Origin of the sequence: Streptomyces mirabilis (genome assembly GCF_039503195.1) — a bacterium.
Classification (GTDB): Bacteria; Actinomycetota; Actinomycetes; order Streptomycetales; family Streptomycetaceae; genus Streptomyces; species Streptomyces mirabilis_D.
In genome coordinates, this window is sequence record NZ_JBCJKP010000001.1 from 5,083,483 (window position 1) to 5,101,573 (window position 18,091).

General features: G+C 69.3%; 16 protein-coding genes and 1 pseudogene. 10 read left to right on the forward strand and 7 right to left on the reverse strand.

Annotated features, from left to right (window positions below):
• The first annotated feature begins 280 nt into the window (after positions 1–280).
• From AAFF41_RS23500 to pstB, 7 genes are all read left to right on the forward strand, one after another.
• Positions 281–2,512, forward strand: coding sequence for an RNA degradosome polyphosphate kinase (locus AAFF41_RS23500; protein ID WP_054232368.1), 2,232 nt, complete (start codon positions 281–283; stop codon positions 2,510–2,512).
• Complete coding sequence (locus tag AAFF41_RS23505) at positions 2,493–3,596, forward strand: CHAD domain-containing protein (protein WP_343324597.1); 1,104 nt, start codon at positions 2,493–2,495, stop codon at positions 3,594–3,596. The genes AAFF41_RS23500 and AAFF41_RS23505 overlap by 20 nt, the downstream gene beginning before the upstream one ends.
• A 10-nt stretch (positions 3,597–3,606) precedes the next feature.
• The gene (locus AAFF41_RS23510) at positions 3,607–4,029 is read left to right on the forward strand and encodes an NUDIX hydrolase (protein ID WP_319753612.1); all 423 of its coding nucleotides are present in this window, start codon (positions 3,607–3,609) and stop codon (positions 4,027–4,029) included.
• A 271-nt stretch (positions 4,030–4,300) separates the two neighbouring features.
• Positions 4,301–5,437 carry a phosphate ABC transporter substrate-binding protein PstS gene (gene pstS / locus AAFF41_RS23515; RefSeq protein WP_319753611.1) on the forward strand — a complete coding sequence of 379 codons (1,137 nt, stop codon included), beginning with the start codon at positions 4,301–4,303 and terminating at the stop codon, positions 5,435–5,437.
• 104 nt (positions 5,438–5,541) lie between these two features.
• Positions 5,542–6,552: a phosphate ABC transporter permease subunit PstC gene (gene pstC / locus AAFF41_RS23520; RefSeq protein ID WP_054232364.1), complete on the forward strand. Its 1,011-nt coding sequence runs from the start codon at positions 5,542–5,544 to the stop codon at positions 6,550–6,552.
• Entirely contained in the window at positions 6,549–7,613 is a 1,065-nt protein-coding gene (gene pstA / locus AAFF41_RS23525) for a phosphate ABC transporter permease PstA (RefSeq protein WP_319753610.1), read from the forward strand. Before pstC ends, pstA begins: the two co-directional genes overlap by 4 nt.
• Positions 7,614–7,665: 52 nt before the next feature.
• Positions 7,666–8,442, forward strand: coding sequence for a phosphate ABC transporter ATP-binding protein PstB (gene pstB / locus AAFF41_RS23530; protein WP_054232362.1), 777 nt, complete (start codon positions 7,666–7,668; stop codon positions 8,440–8,442).
• 827 nt (positions 8,443–9,269) lie between these two features.
• Here the strand turns inward: pstB and AAFF41_RS23535 are convergent.
• Both AAFF41_RS23535 and AAFF41_RS23540 read right to left on the reverse strand, forming a co-directional pair.
• Positions 9,270–10,268 carry an inorganic phosphate transporter gene (locus AAFF41_RS23535; RefSeq protein WP_075026918.1) on the reverse strand — a complete coding sequence of 333 codons (999 nt, stop codon included), beginning with the start codon at positions 10,266–10,268 and terminating at the stop codon, positions 9,270–9,272.
• A 5-nt stretch (positions 10,269–10,273) separates the two neighbouring features.
• The gene (locus tag AAFF41_RS23540) at positions 10,274–10,894 is read right to left on the reverse strand and encodes a DUF47 domain-containing protein (RefSeq protein WP_054232360.1); all 621 of its coding nucleotides are present in this window, start codon (positions 10,892–10,894) and stop codon (positions 10,274–10,276) included.
• Positions 10,895–11,103: 209 nt separating this feature from the next.
• On the opposite strand from AAFF41_RS23540, the gene AAFF41_RS23545 reads away from it, so the two are divergent.
• Positions 11,104–11,589 carry a metal-sensitive transcriptional regulator gene (locus tag AAFF41_RS23545; protein ID WP_425526148.1) on the forward strand — a complete coding sequence of 162 codons (486 nt, stop codon included), beginning with the start codon at positions 11,104–11,106 and terminating at the stop codon, positions 11,587–11,589.
• 42 nt (positions 11,590–11,631) lie between these two features.
• On the opposite strand, the gene AAFF41_RS23550 is transcribed toward AAFF41_RS23545, so the two are convergent.
• Complete coding sequence (locus AAFF41_RS23550) at positions 11,632–11,817, reverse strand: hypothetical protein (protein ID WP_067371445.1); 186 nt, start codon at positions 11,815–11,817, stop codon at positions 11,632–11,634.
• A gap of 132 nt (positions 11,818–11,949) precedes the next feature.
• Positions 11,950–12,789, reverse strand: coding sequence for an SCO4651 family lipoprotein (locus AAFF41_RS23555; protein WP_319753608.1), 840 nt, complete (start codon positions 12,787–12,789; stop codon positions 11,950–11,952).
• Positions 12,790–12,906: 117 nt separating this feature from the next.
• Between AAFF41_RS23555 and AAFF41_RS23560 the strand changes: the two genes are divergently transcribed.
• Positions 12,907–13,080, forward strand: a complete 174-nt coding sequence (locus tag AAFF41_RS23560; protein ID WP_343324598.1) for a hypothetical protein — start codon at positions 12,907–12,909, stop codon at positions 13,078–13,080.
• A gap of 192 nt (positions 13,081–13,272) precedes the next feature.
• On the forward strand, positions 13,273–14,859 hold the full coding sequence (locus AAFF41_RS23565) for an FAD-binding oxidoreductase (RefSeq protein WP_319753606.1): 1,587 nt from the start codon (positions 13,273–13,275) through the stop codon (positions 14,857–14,859).
• Between the two features lie 165 nt (positions 14,860–15,024).
• Here the strand turns inward: AAFF41_RS23565 and AAFF41_RS23570 are convergent, their stop codons facing one another.
• From AAFF41_RS23570 to AAFF41_RS23580, 3 genes and pseudogenes are all read right to left on the reverse strand, one after another.
• On the reverse strand, positions 15,025–15,726 hold the full coding sequence (locus tag AAFF41_RS23570; protein WP_343324599.1) for a phosphatase PAP2 family protein: 702 nt from the start codon (positions 15,724–15,726) through the stop codon (positions 15,025–15,027).
• A 190-nt stretch (positions 15,727–15,916) separates the two neighbouring features.
• The gene (locus AAFF41_RS23575) at positions 15,917–16,924 is read right to left on the reverse strand and encodes a C40 family peptidase (protein ID WP_302832204.1); all 1,008 of its coding nucleotides are present in this window, start codon (positions 16,922–16,924) and stop codon (positions 15,917–15,919) included.
• Between the two features lie 183 nt (positions 16,925–17,107).
• Positions 17,108–17,865 (reverse strand): annotated as a pseudogene (locus AAFF41_RS23580) (trypsin-like serine peptidase).
• Positions 17,866–18,091: the final 226 nt, after the last annotated feature.

Consider the following 18,091-nt stretch of genomic DNA (forward strand, 5'->3'; position numbering starts at 1 on the left):
GGTGGAGCGTACGCCGTTCCCGGGCATGTAGACGTCCGGGAGCCGCTCCCCGATATCCCGCACGTCATGTCGCCGTAACCATCGATTCAGACGGGCTTGCGACGCTCAGCCAATGAAGCCCGCCGTGCCAGAGCCGTCGCCTCCGCCGGAGCACGAGACCTCTCCGACGACGGGGAGCAAGGCGGTACCGGGGTCGCGGAACGGGAACATCCGCCTCACCCCGCTGCCGCTCGCGCTCTCCGACGCGCCGGTCTCGCTCCCGGCGCGGAAGAATGGGTCCATGAACCAGCCCAGCGCCCAGGCACCGGTGCAGCACCCGCAGCCCTCCGTCGGCTCCATCGCCGCGCACCGCCCGCACACCGTGGCGGCGAACGTCTCCGACCTCGAGCCCGACATCGACGCCGACCTCGACGCCTACGAGGACCTGGTGCAGGACGGCATCATGTTGCCGCAGGGCCGGTTCCTCGACCGCGAGCGCAGCTGGCTTGCGTTCAACGAGCGGGTGCTGGAGCTCGCCGAGGACCCGAGCACGCCCCTGCTCGAACGGGCGAACTTCCTGGCGATCTTCGCCAGCAACCTGGACGAGTTCTTCATGGTCCGGGTGGCCGGTCTGAAGCGCCGCATCGCGACCGGCGTGGCCACCAAGTCCGCCTCCGGCCTGCAGCCCCGCGAGGTCCTGGAGATGATCTGGGCCCGCTCGCGCGAGCTCATGGCCCGGCACGCGGCCTGCTACCAGGAGGACGTCGCCCCCGCACTCGCGGAGGAGGGCATCCATCTGGTCCGCTGGAGCGAACTGACGGAGAAGGAGCAGGCCCGCCTCTTCACCCTCTTCCGGCACCAGATCTTCCCGGTCCTGACCCCGCTGGCGGTCGACCCCGCGCACCCTTTCCCGTACATCTCGGGTCTGTCCCTGAACCTCGCGGTCGTCGTACGGAACCCGGTCAGCGGCCACCGGCACTTCGCGCGCGTCAAGGTCCCGCCGCTGCTCTCCCGCTTCCTGGAGGCCTCCCCCAACCGCTACGTCCCCATCGAGGACGTGATCGCGGCGCACCTGGAGGAGCTCTTCCCGGGCATGGAGGTCCTGGAGCACCACACCTTCCGGCTGACCAGGAACGAGGACCTGGAGGTCGAGGAGGACGACGCCGAGAACCTGCTCCAGGCGCTGGAGAAGGAGCTCATGCGGCGCCGCTTCGGGCCGCCGGTGCGCCTGGAGGTCGAGGAGTCCATCGACCGGTACGTCCTCGATCTCCTCGTACGGGAACTGAAGATCTCCGAGGCCGAGGTGTACCCGCTGCCGGGTCCCCTGGACCTCACCGGCCTCTTCGGCATCGGCGCCCTCGACCGGCCCGAGTTGAAGTACCCGAAGTTCATCGCGGGAACGCACCGCGACCTGGCCGAGGTCGAGTCGGCGTCCGCGCCCGACATCTTCGCCGCCCTGCGCGAGCGTGACGTCCTGCTGCACCACCCGTACGACTCCTTCTCCACCTCCGTGCAGGCCTTCCTGGAGCAGGCGGCGGCCGATCCGGACGTGCTGGCCATCAAGCAGACGCTGTACCGGACCTCGGGCGACTCGCCGATCGTCGACGCGCTGATAGACGCCGCCGAGTCCGGCAAGCAGGTCCTCGTCCTCGTCGAGATCAAGGCGCGCTTCGACGAACAGGCCAACATCAAGTGGGCCCGCAAGCTCGAGGAGTCGGGCTGCCATGTCGTGTACGGGCTCGTCGGGCTGAAGACCCACTGCAAGCTGTCGCTGGTCGTCCGGCAGGAGGGGGAGACGCTCCGGCGCTACTCCCACGTCGGCACCGGCAACTACCACCCCAAGACCGCCCGGCTGTACGAGGACCTCGGCCTGCTCACCGCCGACCCGCAGGTCGGCGCGGACCTGTCGGACCTCTTCAACCGGCTCTCCGGCTACTCGCGCCGTGAGACCTACCGCCGTCTGCTCGTCGCCCCCAAGTCCCTGCGCGACGGGCTGATCGCGCGGATCAACAAGGAAGTCCAGCACCACGTCGCCGGACGCCCCGCCTACGTCCGCATCAAGTGCAACTCGATGGTGGACGAGGCGATCATCGACGCGCTGTACCGCGCGTCCCAGGCCGGAGTGCCCGTCGACGTGTGGGTGCGTGGCATCTGCGCGGTCCGGCCGGGCGTCACCGGCCTGTCCGAAAACATACGCGTACGGTCCGTGCTCGGCCGGTTCCTCGAACACTCCCGTGTCTTCGCCTTCGGCAACGGCGGCGAGCCCGAGGTCTGGATCGGCAGCGCGGACATGATGCACCGCAACCTGGACCGGCGGATCGAGGCCCTGGTCAGGATCACCGACCCGGCACACCGCGCAGCCCTCAACCGGCTGTTCGAGACCGGGATGTCCGACACCACCGCCTCCTGGCACCTGGGCCCGGACGGCGAGTGGACCCGGCACTCGACCGACGCGGATGGCCAACCCCTGCGGAACGTCCAGGAGATGCTCATAGACGCCCGGAGGCGCCGGCGTGGCACAGCAACACCTTGAACCCCCCACCGACTCCCCGGCCGGGCCCATGTCAGGAGACGCCCTCGCGGGCTACCTGAGGGCCCAGGCCACGGAGTTCCTCCGCTCCCTGCGACAGCACCGGGAGAACGGCTCCGACGCGGGTACCACCGCCCGGGCGAAGCCGAGAACGGAGTCGCGCGCCGAGTCGCGGGACGGGTCACGAGCGAGGGAGAACGGCTCCGGGGAATCGGTCGACGCGGCGCGCGCCCTGCGCCGCTCGGCCCGCCGCATCAGCGGCACCCTGCACACCTTCCGACCGCTGCTCGACGCGGAGTGGTCGGAGGGCATGCGGCCCGAACTGGCGTGGCTCTCGGGCACCCTGGCCCGTGAACACGCCTACGCGGCCCGCCTGGAACGGCTGATCGGCGCGCTGAACCGGCTCTCGGGCGCGGCCGGCTTCCCGGCACAGGCCGCGCAGGACACCGGCGCGCCGGCCAAAGGCAGTCTGACCGTCGGCGCCGCGAAGGCGGGCGCGCTGCTCGACCGCCAGCTGACGCTGGCTCGCACCCGGGCCCACTCGGCCGCGCTGCAGGCGCTCGGCTCCTCCCGCTTCCACGCCGTCGCGGACAGCGTCGCCGTGCTCGCCAGCGAGGTGCCGCTCACCCCGGCGGCCGCCACGGCCGACCTGCGCCCGCTGGCCGCCGCCGCGTCCGACCGGCTGACCGACGCGGTCGCCGCGCTGCCGCTGGTCACCGCGGGCCACCCGTACAACGCCGAGGCCCTCGTGCACGGCCTCTCCGCGGACACCGCGCCCCACCCCCAGGACGCGCCCTGGCACCAGGTCCGGCTGCTGCTGCGCCTGCACCGCTACGCGTGCGAGGTCCTCTACGGGGAGGACGCCCCCATCGACGTACGACTGCTCCGCGCGGGTCAGGCCCTCAACCGGCACCGGGACGCGGCGGAGGCGGCCGGGGCCGCCGCGTCGGCGGCCCGCACCCCGCGCATCGCCCCGGCCACCGCGTACGCGCTCGGCGTGCTCCACGCCGACCAGCGGCACGAGGTGGAGGCGGCGCGGTTCGCGTTCCAGCAGAACTGGCAGAAGGAAACCGTGCGCACCCCGTGAGGGAGGCCTGATGACCGAGGACACCTTCAAGGCCGTACGGGCGGCGGGCTGCGTCCTGTGGCGCCGCTCGCCACTCGGCGGTGAGCTGGAGATATGTCTCGTCCACCGGCCGAAGTACGACGACTGGTCGCATCCGAAGGGCAAGCTCAAACGCGGCGAGGAACCGCTCCCGGGGGCACTGCGGGAGGTCCGGGAGGAGACGGGGTACACCGCCGTGCCCGGCACGGCTCTGCCCACCCTCCGTTATCCCGTCGCCGGCCGCCCCAAGGAGGTCCGCTACTGGGCTGCCGAGGCGACGGACGGCCACTTCACTCCGAGCGACGAGGTCGACCGCGTCCTGTGGCTCTCCCCCGCGGCGGCCCGCGACCGTCTGACCCAGCCCAGGGACGCCGATCTGGTTGACGCCCTACTGAGCGTGTTGCACCTCACCTAGCCGTACCTTTCGGCCATATACGTACACACCCGGTCACATGCAGTAACAACGATCGGGATCCCACCGTGTCCTCGACGTAAGCGTTCCGTGACCTCACCGCACCGCCCACAGGGGTTCACCCTCCGTTCACTTACGGCCATCGACGCCTTCACCTGATCTGCCTAATTTCGGCCTTACCCGGTGTGGAACGCCTCCTGCGTGTGGCCTCCGCATCACACAGACCTCGCACGCCGCCAACCAGACGGCGGCTCCTGGAAGGAACACCCCAACAGTGAAGCTTCAGCGCAAGAACCGGCTTCGCGCCCTTTCGCTCGGTGCTGTCGCCGTCTCCGGCGCCCTGGCCCTCACGGCGTGCGGCTCCGACGACACCGGCAGCAAGAGCACCGCCACGGGCGGCGCGACGACGGGCTCCGCCAGCTCGATCAAGTGTGACAACGCCAAGGGCCAGCTGCTCGCCGACGGCTCGTCCGCGCAGAAGAACGCGATCGACGCCTGGGTCAAGGAGTTCAGCGCCGCCTGCTCCGGCGTGCAGATCAACTACAAGGGCGGCGGCTCCGGCGCCGGCGTCACCGCGTTCACCCAGGGCCAGGTCGCCTTCGCCGGCTCCGACTCCGCGCTGAAGCCCGAAGAGATCACCGCCTCCAAGAAGATGTGCACCGGTGGCGGCCAGGGCATCGACCTCCCGATGGTCGGCGGCCCGATCGCGGTCGGCTTCAACGTCCCGGGCGTCGACAAGCTGGTCCTGAACGCCTCGACGATCGCCAAGATCTTCGACAGCAAGATCAGCAAGTGGAACGACCCGGCGATCGCGAAGCTGAACCCGGGCGTCAACCTGCCCGACCTCAAGATCCAGGCGTTCCACCGCTCGGACGAGTCCGGCACCACGGACAACTTCACCAAGTACCTGATCGCCGCGGCCCCCGCCGACTGGAAGTACTCCGGCGGCAAGGCCTGGCAGGCGAAGGGCGGCCAGTCCGCTCCGCAGTCCTCCGGTGTCGCCCAGCAGGTGAAGCAGACCGCCGGCGCCATCGGCTACATGGAGCTGTCGTTCGCCAAGGACGGCATCAAGGCGGCCAGCATCGACACGGGCGCCAGCGCCCCGGTCGACGCCACCATCGAGAACGCCACCAAGGCCATCGCGGACGCCAAGGTCATCGGCACGGGCAAGGACCTCGCGCTCAAGCTGAACCGCGCCACCAAGGCCGACGGCGCCTACCCGATCACCCTGGTCACGTACGAGATCGTCTGCGACAAGGGCAACAAGTCGGATTCACTGGCTGCCACGAAGGCGTTCCTGACCTACATTGCGAGCGAGGACGGCCAGAAGGTCCTCTCCTCCATCGACTACGCGCCGATCCCGGCCGACATCATCGCCAAGGTCCGCACCACCATCGCGGGCCTGAGCTGACCTAAGTGTGCGGCCCGGCCCCGGTTCGGGGCCGGGCCGCACCGTCCGGTGCACCGCCGCCAGGAGCCGCACACCAAGTACGGCTCTGCAGACCGGAGATCCCGATGGACATATCGACACAGAACACAGACGCAGCACCTCCCCCCACCCCCCAGCCTTCCGTGGCCGTACAGAAGCGCGCGAGCCGCGGCGCCACCCGACCCGGTGACCGGATCTTCCTCGGTCTCTCCCGCGGGTCGGGCATCTTCCTGCTGGTGATCATGGCCGCCATCGCGGTCTTCCTCACCTATCGCGCCTCGCTCGCGATCAGCAAGGACCACGGCAACTTCCTCACCACCTTCGAGTGGAACACCAACACCATCCCGCCGGTCTTCGGCATCGCCGTCCTGGCCTTCGGCACGGTGGTCTCCTCGATCATCGCCATGGCCCTGGCGGTTCCCGTCGCGGTCGCCATCGCGCTGTTCATCACGCACTACGCACCGCGCAGGCTGAGCGGCCCGGTCGCCTACGTGATCGACCTGCTCGCCGCCGTGCCCTCCATCGTCTACGGCCTGTGGGGCGCCCTCGTCCTGGTGCCGCACATGAACGGCCTCTTCGGCTGGCTGGACAAGTACTTCGGCTGGACCGGCATCTTCAGCTGGCAGGGCGGCGCGCCCCGCTCGATGCTCACCGTCAGCATCCTGCTCGCGATCATGATCCTGCCGATCATCACCAACGTGAGCCGCGAGGTCTTCCGCCAGGTCCCGCAGATGCACGAGGAGGCCGCGCTGGCCCTCGGCGCCACGCGCTGGGAGGTCATCCGCATGTCGGTGCTGCCCTTCGGCCGCTCCGGCGTCATCTCCGCGTCGATGCTGGGTCTCGGCCGCGCGCTCGGTGAGACCATGGCCGTGGCCACGGTCCTCTCGCCGACCTTCGACATCAACGCCAGCCTCCTCGACCCGGGCGGCGGCACCTTCGCACAGAACATCGCCAGCAAGTTCGGCGAGGCGACCGCGGACGGCCGTGACGCGCTGATCGCGTCCGGTCTGGTCCTCTTCGTCATCACCCTGCTGGTCAACGGCGCGGCCCGGGTCATCATCGCCCGTCGCGCGGAGTACTCGGGGGCCAACGCATGAGCCACTCAGCACCCGCCATGGACAAGCGCCCCAGCACCCTGCGCGGCGCGACCCTGCCGAAGTGGTCCCCGTGGGCGATCGCCGCCGGAGCCGTCGTGCTCGCCGTGGTCATCGGCCTGGTCGGCGGTCTCGACAGCAAGGTCCAGTGGGGCCTGATCGCCGGAATCCTCTTCGTCCTCGGTACGTACGGCATCGCCGCGCGCGTCGAGGGCCGCCGTCAGGCCAAGGACCGCGTCGCGACCAGCCTCGTCTGGGTCTGCTTCCTCATCGCCGTCGTCCCGCTGGCCTCCCTGATCTGGACCACCGTCAAGCGCGGTGTGAAGGTCTTCGACGTCTACTTCCTGACCCACTCGATGGGCGTGGTCGCGGACTCCGAGCCCGGCGGCGGCATCTACCACGCCATCGTCGGCACGCTGGAGCAGGTCGGTCTCGCCACCCTGATCGCGGCGCCGATCGGTGTACTCACCGCGGTCTACCTGGTGGAGTACGGGCGCGGCAAGCTCTCCATGGCCATCACCTTCTTCGTCGACGTGATGACGGGCATCCCCTCGATCGTCGCCGGTCTGTTCATCCTGAGCCTGATGCTCATCATGGACCTGCAGCCCTTCGGCTTCGCCGGTTCGCTGGCCCTGGCCATCCTGATGATGCCCGTCGTGGTCCGCTCCACCGAGGAGATGCTCAAGCTCGTACCGAACGAGCTGCGCGAAGCCTCCCTGGCGCTCGGCGTGCCCAAGTGGCGCACGATCCTCAAGGTGGTCCTGCCGACCTCGATCGGTGGCATCACGACCGGTGTCATGCTCGCCGTCGCACGCATCACGGGCGAGACCGCCCCGGTGCTGCTGCTGGTGTGGGGCACCAACTTCATCAACACCAACCCGTTCTCCGGAGCGCAGGCCTCGCTGCCGCTGTACATCTACCAGCAGTATGCGAACAGCGCCGGTTCGAACGCGGCGTACGACCGTGCCTGGGCGGCTGCGCTCGCCCTGATCGCCTTCGTGATGATTCTCAACATGGTGGCCCGCGGCATCGCCCGCTGGAAGGCACCGAAGACAGGTCGCTGACGCGGCCATATCAGCGACCAGCAGCATCCCCTCGAAAGAAGCAGTGATTGACATGGCCAAGCGAATCGACGTAAGCGGTCTCACCGCCTACTACGGCTCCCACAAGGCGATCGAAGACATCTCGATGACGGTCGAGCCGCGCTCGGTGACGGCGTTCATCGGCCCCTCCGGCTGCGGCAAGTCGACGTTCCTGCGCACGCTCAACCGTATGCACGAGGTCACCCCCGGCGGCCGGGTCGAGGGCAAGGTCCTCCTCGACGACGAGGACCTGTACGGCCACGGCATCGACCCCGTCGCCGTGCGCCGCACGATCGGCATGGTCTTCCAGCGCCCCAACCCCTTCCCCACCATGTCGATCTTCGACAACGTGGCGGCGGGTCTGCGTCTGAACGGCTCGTACAAGAAGTCCGAGCTGAACGACGTCGTCGAGAAGTCCCTCAAGGGCGCGAACCTCTGGAACGAGGTCAAGGACCGCCTCAACAAGCCCGGTTCGGGTCTGTCGGGTGGTCAGCAGCAGCGTCTGTGCATCGCGCGGGCGATCGCGGTGGAGCCGCAGGTCCTCCTCATGGACGAGCCCTGCTCGGCCCTGGACCCGATCTCGACCCTCGCCATCGAGGACCTGATCGGTGAGCTGAAGGAGCGCTTCACGATCGTCATCGTGACGCACAACATGCAGCAGGCCGCGCGCGTCTCCGACCGCACCGCGTTCTTCAACCTGGCCGCGGTGGGTCAGCCGGGACGGCTCATCGAGATCGACGACACGGAGCGCATCTTCTCCAACCCGTCGGTGCAGGCCACGGAGGACTACATCTCCGGCCGCTTCGGCTGAGCCGTTTCCCCCCATACCCCTCGCGGTGCTGCATGGCGGTGCCACCGCGAGGACGAGAAGGGCCCGCCCCTGGCTCCCGGGGGCGGGCCCGCTCGTCTTCGACGAGGACGAGGACGAGGGCGGGGGGCCAAGGGTGGGGGGGCCAAGGGTGGGGGCCAAGGGCGAGGGGTCGGTCGGGGTCGGTGAGTCTTCCGGCTGCGGGCCGACGGGGGTTGCTCGCGCAGTTCCCCGCGCCCCCGGAAGCGGGGCTGCGCCCCACAATTCGTTCGGCTGCGGGCCCGGTGGAGGCTCGCCGTTCCTCGCGCCCCCAGAGACGGGGCTTCGCCCCGAATCCGCCGCCCACCCCGAGACCTTCGACTGTCAGCCGGCGGGGGCTGATCGCGCAGTTCCCCGCGCCCCTGAAAACCTCACCCCGGCCCGCATCTGACAGCCCGTCCGACGCTCGAGGACAAGGCCGAAGACCGATGCCCCACCCACCCCGGCCCTCATCTTTCAACCTGTCCTGCGTTCGGGAACCAGGTCGGGGGTCGATGCCCGCCCACCCCGGCCCCCGGCCCGCGCCTCCAGCCCGTCCAGCGTGTGAAGGCGAGGTCGGGGGTCGGCCCACCCACCCCCGGTCCACCCACCCACTCCGGCCCGGGTCAGTCAGCCCGTCCGGCGTTTGAGGACGAGCCCTTTGGGCGATCGGAGGTCCGGGGGCGGAGCCTCTGACGGGGTTGGAAGGGGCGGAGCCCCTGGGGATGATGGGGTCCCCCTGCTCGAGCGAAGCCGAGAGTTTGGGGAGGGTAGGGGCGGCGGGGGCGAGAAGCGTTCGTGCGTTCGGCGTCCTACAGGAACGCCAGGTCCACGACCCAGAAGCTGGCGGCAGCCACCAGCGCCGCCGCCGGCATCGTGATGAACCACCCCAGGACGATGTTCTTGGCGACACCCCAACGAACCGCGTTCACCCGCTTCGTCGCCCCGACACCCATGATCGCCGAAGTGATGACATGAGTCGTCGAGATCGGCGCCTTGAAGAGATACGCCGTGGCGAACATGATCGACGCCCCCGTCGTCTCCGCGGCGAACCCCTGCGGCGGATCCAACTCAATGATCTTGCGCCCGAGCGTCCGCATGATGCGCCACCCACCGGCGTACGTCCCCAGCGACAGCATCACCGCACAGACGATCTTCACCCACACCGGAATCGGGTCGTCCGACTTCTGGACGTCGCCGATGACGAGCGCCATCACCACGACCCCCATCGTCTTCTGGGCGTCCTGAAGACCGTGCCCGAGCGCCATCCCCGCCGCGGACACCGTCTGCGCGATACGGAACCCCCGCTTGGCCTTGTGCGGATTGGCCCGCCGGAACAACCACATGATCGCGCACATGACCAGATAGCCGACGATCAGACCGACGACCGGCGACAGGAACATCGGGATGATGACCTTGTCCACGACCCCGGACCACAGCACCTTCGTACCGCCCGCGAGCGCGGCCCCCACCAGTCCCCCGAACAACGCGTGCGAGGAGGACGACGGAAGCCCGAAGTACCAGGTGACCAGGTTCCAGACGATCGCCCCGACGAGCGCGGCGAAGAGGATCCCCATCCCCTTCGACCCCTCGGGTGTCGCGATCAGCCCCTTGCTGACGGTGTTCGCCACCCCGCTCCCGAGGAACGCACCGGCGAGGTTCATCACCGCGGCCATGGCGAGCGCGGCCCGCGGGGTCAGCGCCCGCGTGGACACCGACGTGGCGATGGCGTTCGCCGAGTCGTGGAAGCCGTTCGTATACGTGAATCCGAGCGCGACCAGAATGGTCACGACCAGCGCAAAGGTGTCCACGGAGTTCAGGACTCCTTGACGGCGATGGTCTCCACCGTGTTCGCCACATGTTCGAACGCGTCGGCCGCTTCCTCCAGCACATCCACGATCTGCTTGAGCTTCAGGACCTCGATGGCGTCGTACTTGCCGTTGAAGAGGTGGGCGAGCAGCTTGCGGTGGATCTGGTCGGCCTGGTTCTCCAGCCGGTTGACCTCGATCCAGTACTCGGTGAGGTTGTCCATCGTCCGCAGGTTCGGCATGGCCTCGGCCGTCAGCTCGGCGGCCCGGGCCAGTACCTCGATCTGCTGTTCCACACCCTTGGGGAGTTCCTCGACCTGATACAGCACGACCAGGTCGACGGCCTCCTCCATGAAGTCCATGATGTCGTCGAGGGACGAGGCCAGGTTGTAGATGTCCTCGCGGTCGAACGGCGTGATGAAGGAGGAGTTCAGCTGGTGGAAGATCGCGTGAGTGGCGTCGTCACCGGCGTGTTCGGCGGCCCGCATGCGCTCTGCGATCTCGGCCCGGGCGGAGGCGTCCGCCCCGAGCAGTTCCATCAGGAGTTTCGAGCCCGTGACGATGTTGTCCGCGGAGGCGGAGAACATGTCGTAGAAGCTCGTCTCCCTGGGGGTCAGACGAAAGCGCACTTGGGGTCCTCGGGGTCCTTTTGTTCGGTCAGGCTGATGCTAGGCGCATCATCCGGCCACGGCTAACCGGCCGTCCCCCAGTGTCGCCCATCAGACACAGTGATCAGCACAGGGTCCGGTCCCGGCATCCGGCAAGGGCCCTATACCCAGCAAAGTTCGTTACCATATACCCACCAGGGGTATATATACCGGACCATCAGGAGGACGCGATGACGACCACCGAGGCCGGCGCGACGGCGCCCTCCGGCAAGGCCGAATCGGTTCAGGAGGTCCCGGACATTTCGAACATCCAGGCCCCCACCGATACCGAGGACGTCGGGAGCGAGGACGTCGTGAGCGACGGAGCCGGGAGCGCGGACGTCGTGAGCCGTGAAGTCGAGGCCGGGGGCATCGTGACCGACCACGACCGCGGCATCCACGGCTATCACAAGCAGAAGGCCGAACACCTCAAGCGCCTGCGCCGCATCGAGGGCCAGATCCGCGGTCTGCAGCGGATGGTCGACGAGGACGTCTACTGCATCGACATACTCACCCAGGTCTCCGCCTCCACGAAGGCCCTCCAGTCCTTCGCGCTCCAGCTCCTCGAGGAACACCTGCGCCACTGCGTCGCGGACGCGGCCCTCAAGGGCGGCGAGGAGGTCGACGCGAAGGTCGAGGAGGCCACGAAGGCGATCGGCCGCCTGCTGCGCACATGACACAAGCACAGGGGGACACCGAAGTGCGCACGTGAAGCGGGCCTACTCCCCCGTGCCGCTCCCCCGGGTGCGCTCCTCGGCGACCTTCAGTACCTCGTCGATGCTCTCCAGGCTGAGCCGCTCCTCGTGGGCGGCCGAGGCCGCGATGATCAGGTCGCCGCACAGCTCGATCTCGGCGAGGGCCACGTGGTCCTGAACTGCCGTACCGCCGACCGGAGCCACGTGCATCACCTCTTCCTGCCGTCACCGACTTCCTAGAGTAGGGAGCGGCCTACACACCGCGCATGGCACGGAAGGGCCATTTCCAGCCCCCAACTCGTCCTCATCCACGCACCGGCAGCCACGCCGACGGACGGACGTCTACGGCTCCGCGATCTTCCCCGCGAAGATGTCCTCGGGTTCCGGAAGCCGCACGTGGGCGGGGACCCCGAAGTCGTACAGCAGGGTCGTCGAGGCGACCGCGACGGTGCCCTTCTGCCGCCCGTTGATGAAGCTGAACCGGTTGCGGAGCTTGCGGACGCGCCCCTGGTCGTCGAGGTAGGCGTCGAACGGGACTTCGGCGGTGGCGAACCCTTTCGCCGCCGCCGCGAGTGCCTTCCGGTTCCCCCGCGAGGCGCTCCGCGCGGCGATGTCCAGGTCGGCGGTCCCGCGATAGTGCCGCACCGGCGTCCCGGCCACCTCCGTCCTCCCCATGTACGTCGCCGTCCGGGCCCCCCGCAACAACTCCGCCGCGGCGAACGGGTCGGTGGCGCCGCCGGTCACGAGGTTCCCGTCGGAGAGGGTGGCCGTGTCGACGCGCACCCATTTGTCGGCGGGGACACCAGCGCCCCGGTTCTTCATGAACAGGGCGCCCGGGGCGAGGAGTTCGGTGATCGGCCGGTGCTCGACGGCGCCCGCGGGATCCTGCGGCAGCAGCACCTTCAACTGCCCCAGCTGCTTCTTGAAGTCGTAGACACCCTGGCCGCGGATGGTGACCCGGGTCCCGCCGGTGGCCATCTCCATCGACGTACGGGTCTTGGCGCTGCCGGCGCGCTCCAGTGTGGCGGCGGCCCGGTGCAGTACCTCGACGGAGGTGATGCTTTCGCGCGCGTCCTCGGCACCGGCCCGGCCGACGGAACATCCGCCGACGCAGACCATGAGCCCCGCCATCGCGACCGCGACGACGCCCGTGCCCATCCGACTTTGCTGCTGCGCCACCATCGTCCGCCGACCCCCAGCCGGTCCGTCCCGGGCCTCCTGTCGTTCCGGTTAACGACGGGTAGGGACGGCCGTCACGCGGCGGCGATTCATTTGCTTGCCTTGGGTAACGTTGTCGGTGTGGCGCAGCCGGAGGAGACCCACCCCGTCCAGGAACACCGAACGACGACGATCGAGCAGGGTCGCTTCTGTCTGGCGCGCTGCACCTGCGGCTGGCGAGGACCGGCCCGCCGCGCCCGCAGCCTGGCCCGCACCGACGCCGCGGGCCACTTGGTGAACACACCGCTCGCGTAGAGCCCCGTAAGCGGCGTGACCAACTTCTCGCCCGCCCTCAGCCGAAAAAGGTCCGGACCAGGTTCAAGATGGGGGCGAGATCCGCGCGGGATCACGGTCATGTCCCGGTTCCGTCCCGCGCCCGTCCGCCGCGGAACCCCCAGGACCCGGCACACGTCTCGTCCCACGCACGGGAAGCAACGGGAGGCGCACATGCAACGGCGTACGTTCATAGGTGGCGGCGCGGCCGCACTCGCGGCGGTGGCCACGGCCGCGTGCAACGCCAAGGGCGGCGGGGGCAAGGTGGCGGCCACGGACGCGGCCGGCACCTCCCTGCGCACGGCCACCACCAGCGCGGGCACGAGCGGCACGGGCAGCGGCGTGGCCGCCCACGCCGCCGCCAACTGGACGGCCCTCGCCAAGGACCTCGACGGCTCGCTGGTCCGCCCCGGCGACCGCAGCTGGTCGACGGCCCACCAGCTCTACAACACCCGCTTCGACTCCCTGAAGCCCACCGCCGTCGCGTACGTCGCCCACGCGGACGACATCCGTACGACCATGGCCTACGCCCGCGCCCACAACATCCCGCTGTCGATCCGCAACGGCGGCCACTCCTACGCGGGCTGGTCCTCCGGAAACGGCCGGCTGATCCTGGACGTGTCCAAGCTCAACACCATCCGGGCGTCCGCGAACGAGGCGGTGGTCGGCGCCGGATCCAAGCTGATCGACGTCTACCGCGCGCTCGCCGCGAAGGGCGTCACGATCCCGGCCGGTTCCTGCCCGACCGTCGGCGTCTCCGGTCTGACTCTCGGCGGCGGCCACGGCGTGGTGTCACGGGCGTACGGCCTGACCTGCGACAGCCTCACCCAGGCGACCCTGATCACCGCGGACGGCAAGCAGGTCGTGGCGAACGCGAGCGAGAACAAGGACCTCTTCTGGGCCCTGCGCGGCGCCGGCAACGGCAACTTCGGCGTCGTCACCGAGCTGCGCTTCAAGACCCACGCCGCCCCGCAGGCCGTGTCGGCATACATGACGTGGCCCTGGGCGAAGGCCGCCGCCGTGGTGAAGGCCTGGCAGGAGTGGGGCCCCAGCCAGCCGGACGAGATCTGGTCCTCGCTCCACCTGGAGAACGGCAGCGGCACCCCCACCGTCTCCGTCGCCGCCTTCTCCCTGGGCACCTACGGCGAACTCCAGAACGCCGTGGACCGCCTGGCCACCAGGGTCGGCGCTCCCGCGCGCAGCGTCTCGCTCAGGAAGCACTCCTACAAGGAGTCGATGGAGGCGTACGCGGGCTGCTCCTCGTTCCCCACCGAGGCCCAGTGCCATCTGCCGGGCTCGACGCCGGGCCGTTCCTCGCAGGGCGCCCTCGGCCGTGAGACGTACGCGGCCCGGTCGGACTTCTTCGACCGCTCGATCTCCGCGGCCGGCATCCAGACGCTGCTGCACCAGATCTCCTCGGTCCGCGGCGGCGCGGGCAGCATCGCGCTCACCGCACTGGGCGGTGCGGTCAACCGGGTCTCGCCGACCGCGACGGCGTTCGTGCACCGGCGTTCCCGCATGCTCGCCCAGTACATCGCCTCCTGGGGCGCCGGCGCCTCCGGCACCACGGTCCAGTCCTGGCTGACCTCCGCCCACTCGGCGATGGCCCCCTACGCCTCCGGCGCCGCCTACCAGAACTACACGGACGCGACCCTCACCAACTGGCGCAAGGCCTACTACGGCGACGCGGCGACCCGCCTGGCGGCCCTGAAGAAGCAGTACGACCCGAACCGCTTCTTCACCTTCCCCCAGTCACTCTGAAGCGCCCCCGCAAGGAGCGCGGGGCTGTCCCCTCATGCGGCTCCGCCGCGTGGGCGCGACCAGCCCCCACGGCCCCGCAGACCGGCAACCACACCCGCAATCACCCACAGACCCGCAACCACACCCACCGGCCCGCGAGCCGGCAACCGCCACCCGGCGGAGCACCTACGCGGCGAGGTCCGGCTCCTCGGGGCGCTCCGCCCGCGTCCCGGGAATCAGCGCCTCCTGCCCCGCATGCCCCACGCTCCGCGCCCGGATCAGCCATCCGGCGCGCGGCGAGCGCTCCACGGCCTTCATCACCGGGGTCAGCAGGGCCATGGCGAGCGGGGACAGCAGCAGGGCGACGGCGGTGCCGAGCGCGAAGCCGCCGATGACGTCGGTCGGGTAGTGCACGCCCATGTAGACCCGGCAGAAGCCTTCGAGCAGCGCGATCCCTATCCCGGCGAGCCCGAACCTCCGGTTCGCGACGAAGAGTCCGACGCCGATCGCCATGGTGAGCGTCGCGTGGTCGCTCACGAAGGAGAAGTCGGTCTTGCCACCGATCAGGACGTCGAGCCCCTGGTGGTCCACGAAGGGGCGGGGCCGCTCCACGAAGCCCCTTATCGGCACGTTCACCAGCACCGCGACGCCGGCCGCGAGGGGGGCCCAGACGAGCGCGGCCACCGACGGGGCGGCGTTCTCGTCGCCGCGCCGCCGCACGGTCCACCAGCACCACAGCACCAGCAGGACCAGGGCGAGCAGCAGCCCGTACTCGCCGACGAACTCCATGCCGCGGTCGAACCAGTGCGGCGCGTCCTTGGCGAGGCCGTTGATGTCGTACAGCAGGTCCACGTCGGGGTTCGAACCGGATTCGGCGAGTCCAGCCATGGTGCTGCGGCCCCTTCGTCGTCTTTCCGCGGGCGCAACCTTTCGTGCGCCGCCCGATCCACCCCCGTCGTCGTAGATCGGCTCTACGTCAACAGGAACGCACATTCCCCTTCAGTACGTTCCACCCTCCACCGAAAGATCACGCAGACGTTATCGAAGAGAGATACATCGCCGCAGCTCAGGGGTGGGATCAAACCGTCGTCGGCAACGCTTTCGCGCCATCTTCGGTCACGCGCGTGGCGCCGAAGTAGTCGGGGGTGTCGATGGGGTCGAAGCGGATGACGGCACCCGTTCGCGGTGCGTCGATCATGTACCCGCCACCCACATAGATACCGACGTGCCGAATGGCCCGCGAGTTGGTGAGGTCGTCGGAGAAGAACACCAGATCGCCCGGAAGCAGTTCCGCCCGCGCGGGGTGCGGTCCGGCGTTGTACTGGTCGTTGGCGACGCGCGGCAGGGTGACTCCGACGCTCTCGTAGGCCGCCTTGGTCAGACCCGAGCAGTCGAAGCGTCCGCCCTGGTCGGCGGTTCCGTTGCCGCCCCACAGATAGGGCGTGCCGAGCTTCTTCTGCGCGTAGTAGATCGCCGCGGCGGCCTGCTGCGAGGGATCCACCCGGCTCACCGGCCGCGCGAAGCTCTTCGCCAGAGTCGTGATCGTCTTCACATAGTTCTGGGTCTCCTTGTACGGCGGCACGCCCCCGTACTTGATGACCGCGTAGGCCCCCGCGTTGTAAGCGGCGAGCATGTTCTCGGTGAGGTTCCCGGGCGCGTCCTTCACATAGGACGCGAGCTTGCAGTCGTAGGAGGCGGCCGACGGAATCGCGTCATTCGGGTCCCATACGTCGCGCTTGCCGTCCCCGTTGCCGTCGATTCCGTGCGTGGCCCAGGTGCCGGGGATGAATTGCGCTATGCCCTCCGCCGCCGCCGGACTCTTGGCGTTCGGGTTGAATCCGCTCTCCTGATACAGCTGTGCGGCCAGCAGCGCCGGATTGATCGCGCCGCACAGATTGCCCCACTTCTGTACGAGCGTCTGGTACGCGGCCGGCACGGCGCCCTTGGCGAGCCCGACCGATCCGCCGCCGACCCCGTTGGCGAGGTTGCCGGCCACCATGTAGACGCCGACGACCAGCGCCGACATGAAGGCGAGCCCCACCCCGGCGACGGCGGTCACCACGACCCACGTCTTACGCACCGTCAACCGCCCCTCGCCGCACGGGAGTCCGCCGGACGTCAGTCTAGAGGCGACCCCTGCGCGAGGAAACGATCACACACGACAAGAAACGGGGGCGCGAAGTGCGCCCCGAACCCCTCCCGTACGCCCTGATCCCGCCCCGTACGCCCCGACCCCGCCCCGCACACTTCGAACCCGCCCCGCGCGCCCCTAGCCCCCCTTGCGCGCCGCCTTGTACAACTTCGCGGCCTCTTTCCCGAGGACGACGCTGAACGAGACGTCGTCGGTGTCCCCGCCCGCCTCGTGGCCGCCGATGACCCCGACGATCTCCCCGTCGCCGTTCACCCAGGGGCTGCCGCTGGTGCCGCCGGCGAAGGCGGGGCACTCGATGCGCTGCTGGGAGCGGCTGTGGGCGGTCGGTTTGTTCGTACAGGTGATCGGCGCGTCGAGGGTGCTGGGGTAGCCGGTGACCGTGACGGCGGTGGCCCCGGTCTCCCGCCCCGTGACGAGGGGGTTCCCGCCGACGACGTCCTCGATGCCCTTCGCGCCCTGTTTGGCGACCTCGGCGAAGGCGACGTCACTGTCCTCGTCCTGACCGCCGGTCCAGGCGTCACCGACGTAGGTCTTCTTGACGTCCCAGATCCCGTACGGCGCCTTGCCGTCCCGATATCCCGGGCAAACCGCAACTTTCCGCCCCCGTCGAGACAGTGTGCGGCGGTCACCAGGAGGTCCCGCCCCTCGCTGTGCACGACAGAGGCGGTGCAGAAGTGTCCGCTCAGGCCGTCACCTGCGCCGAACAAGGCGCCCACACGGGCGCTCGCCTTGTTCGTGTCGGCCTGCACGGTCACGCCGAACGGCCCGGGGCCGTCGTCGGCGGACGCCACGGACGCGGACGTGACGGCCAGCATCACGACCACGACGAACAAAGCGTTCCGCCGGTTGCCAGGGGGACGAGTGGTGCGCTTCATCGGTTCACACTCTGGCCCACGGAATTAAGAAAAATCCTGGAACCACACTGAGAATCTCCTATGAGTCACCGGTGGGAGCCAACGGAGTCACGACGGCAGGTCCACCGTACGGCCCAATCCCGGCCCTCGCACACACACTCGACGCTCCGAACTGCCCACAACCTGTGGACGAACACGCCGAACGGTGAACACCTTCACCGGCTGGCAGGGATCGGGGTCACTATCA

What these genes read in the sequence shown, in the direction of transcription:
- AAFF41_RS23500 (WP_054232368.1), top strand. Translation starts at nt 281, where the DNA reads ATGAACCAGCCCAGCGCCCAGGCACCGGTGCAGCACCCGCAGCCCTCC.
- AAFF41_RS23510 (WP_319753612.1), top strand. Translation starts at nt 3,607, where the DNA reads ATGACCGAGGACACCTTCAAGGCCGTACGGGCGGCGGGCTGCGTCCTG.
- pstC (WP_054232364.1), top strand. Translation starts at nt 5,542, where the DNA reads ATGGACATATCGACACAGAACACAGACGCAGCACCTCCCCCCACCCCC.
- pstA (WP_319753610.1), top strand. Translation starts at nt 6,549, where the DNA reads ATGAGCCACTCAGCACCCGCCATGGACAAGCGCCCCAGCACCCTGCGC.
- pstB (WP_054232362.1), top strand. Translation starts at nt 7,666, where the DNA reads ATGGCCAAGCGAATCGACGTAAGCGGTCTCACCGCCTACTACGGCTCC.
- AAFF41_RS23545 (WP_425526148.1), top strand. Translation starts at nt 11,104, where the DNA reads ATGACGACCACCGAGGCCGGCGCGACGGCGCCCTCCGGCAAGGCCGAA.
- AAFF41_RS23550 (WP_067371445.1), bottom strand. Translation starts at nt 11,817, where the DNA reads ATGCACGTGGCTCCGGTCGGCGGTACGGCAGTTCAGGACCACGTGGCC.
- AAFF41_RS23555 (WP_319753608.1), bottom strand. Translation starts at nt 12,789, where the DNA reads ATGGTGGCGCAGCAGCAAAGTCGGATGGGCACGGGCGTCGTCGCGGTC.
- AAFF41_RS23565 (WP_319753606.1), top strand. Translation starts at nt 13,273, where the DNA reads ATGCAACGGCGTACGTTCATAGGTGGCGGCGCGGCCGCACTCGCGGCG.
- AAFF41_RS23570 (WP_343324599.1), bottom strand. Translation starts at nt 15,726, where the DNA reads ATGGCTGGACTCGCCGAATCCGGTTCGAACCCCGACGTGGACCTGCTG.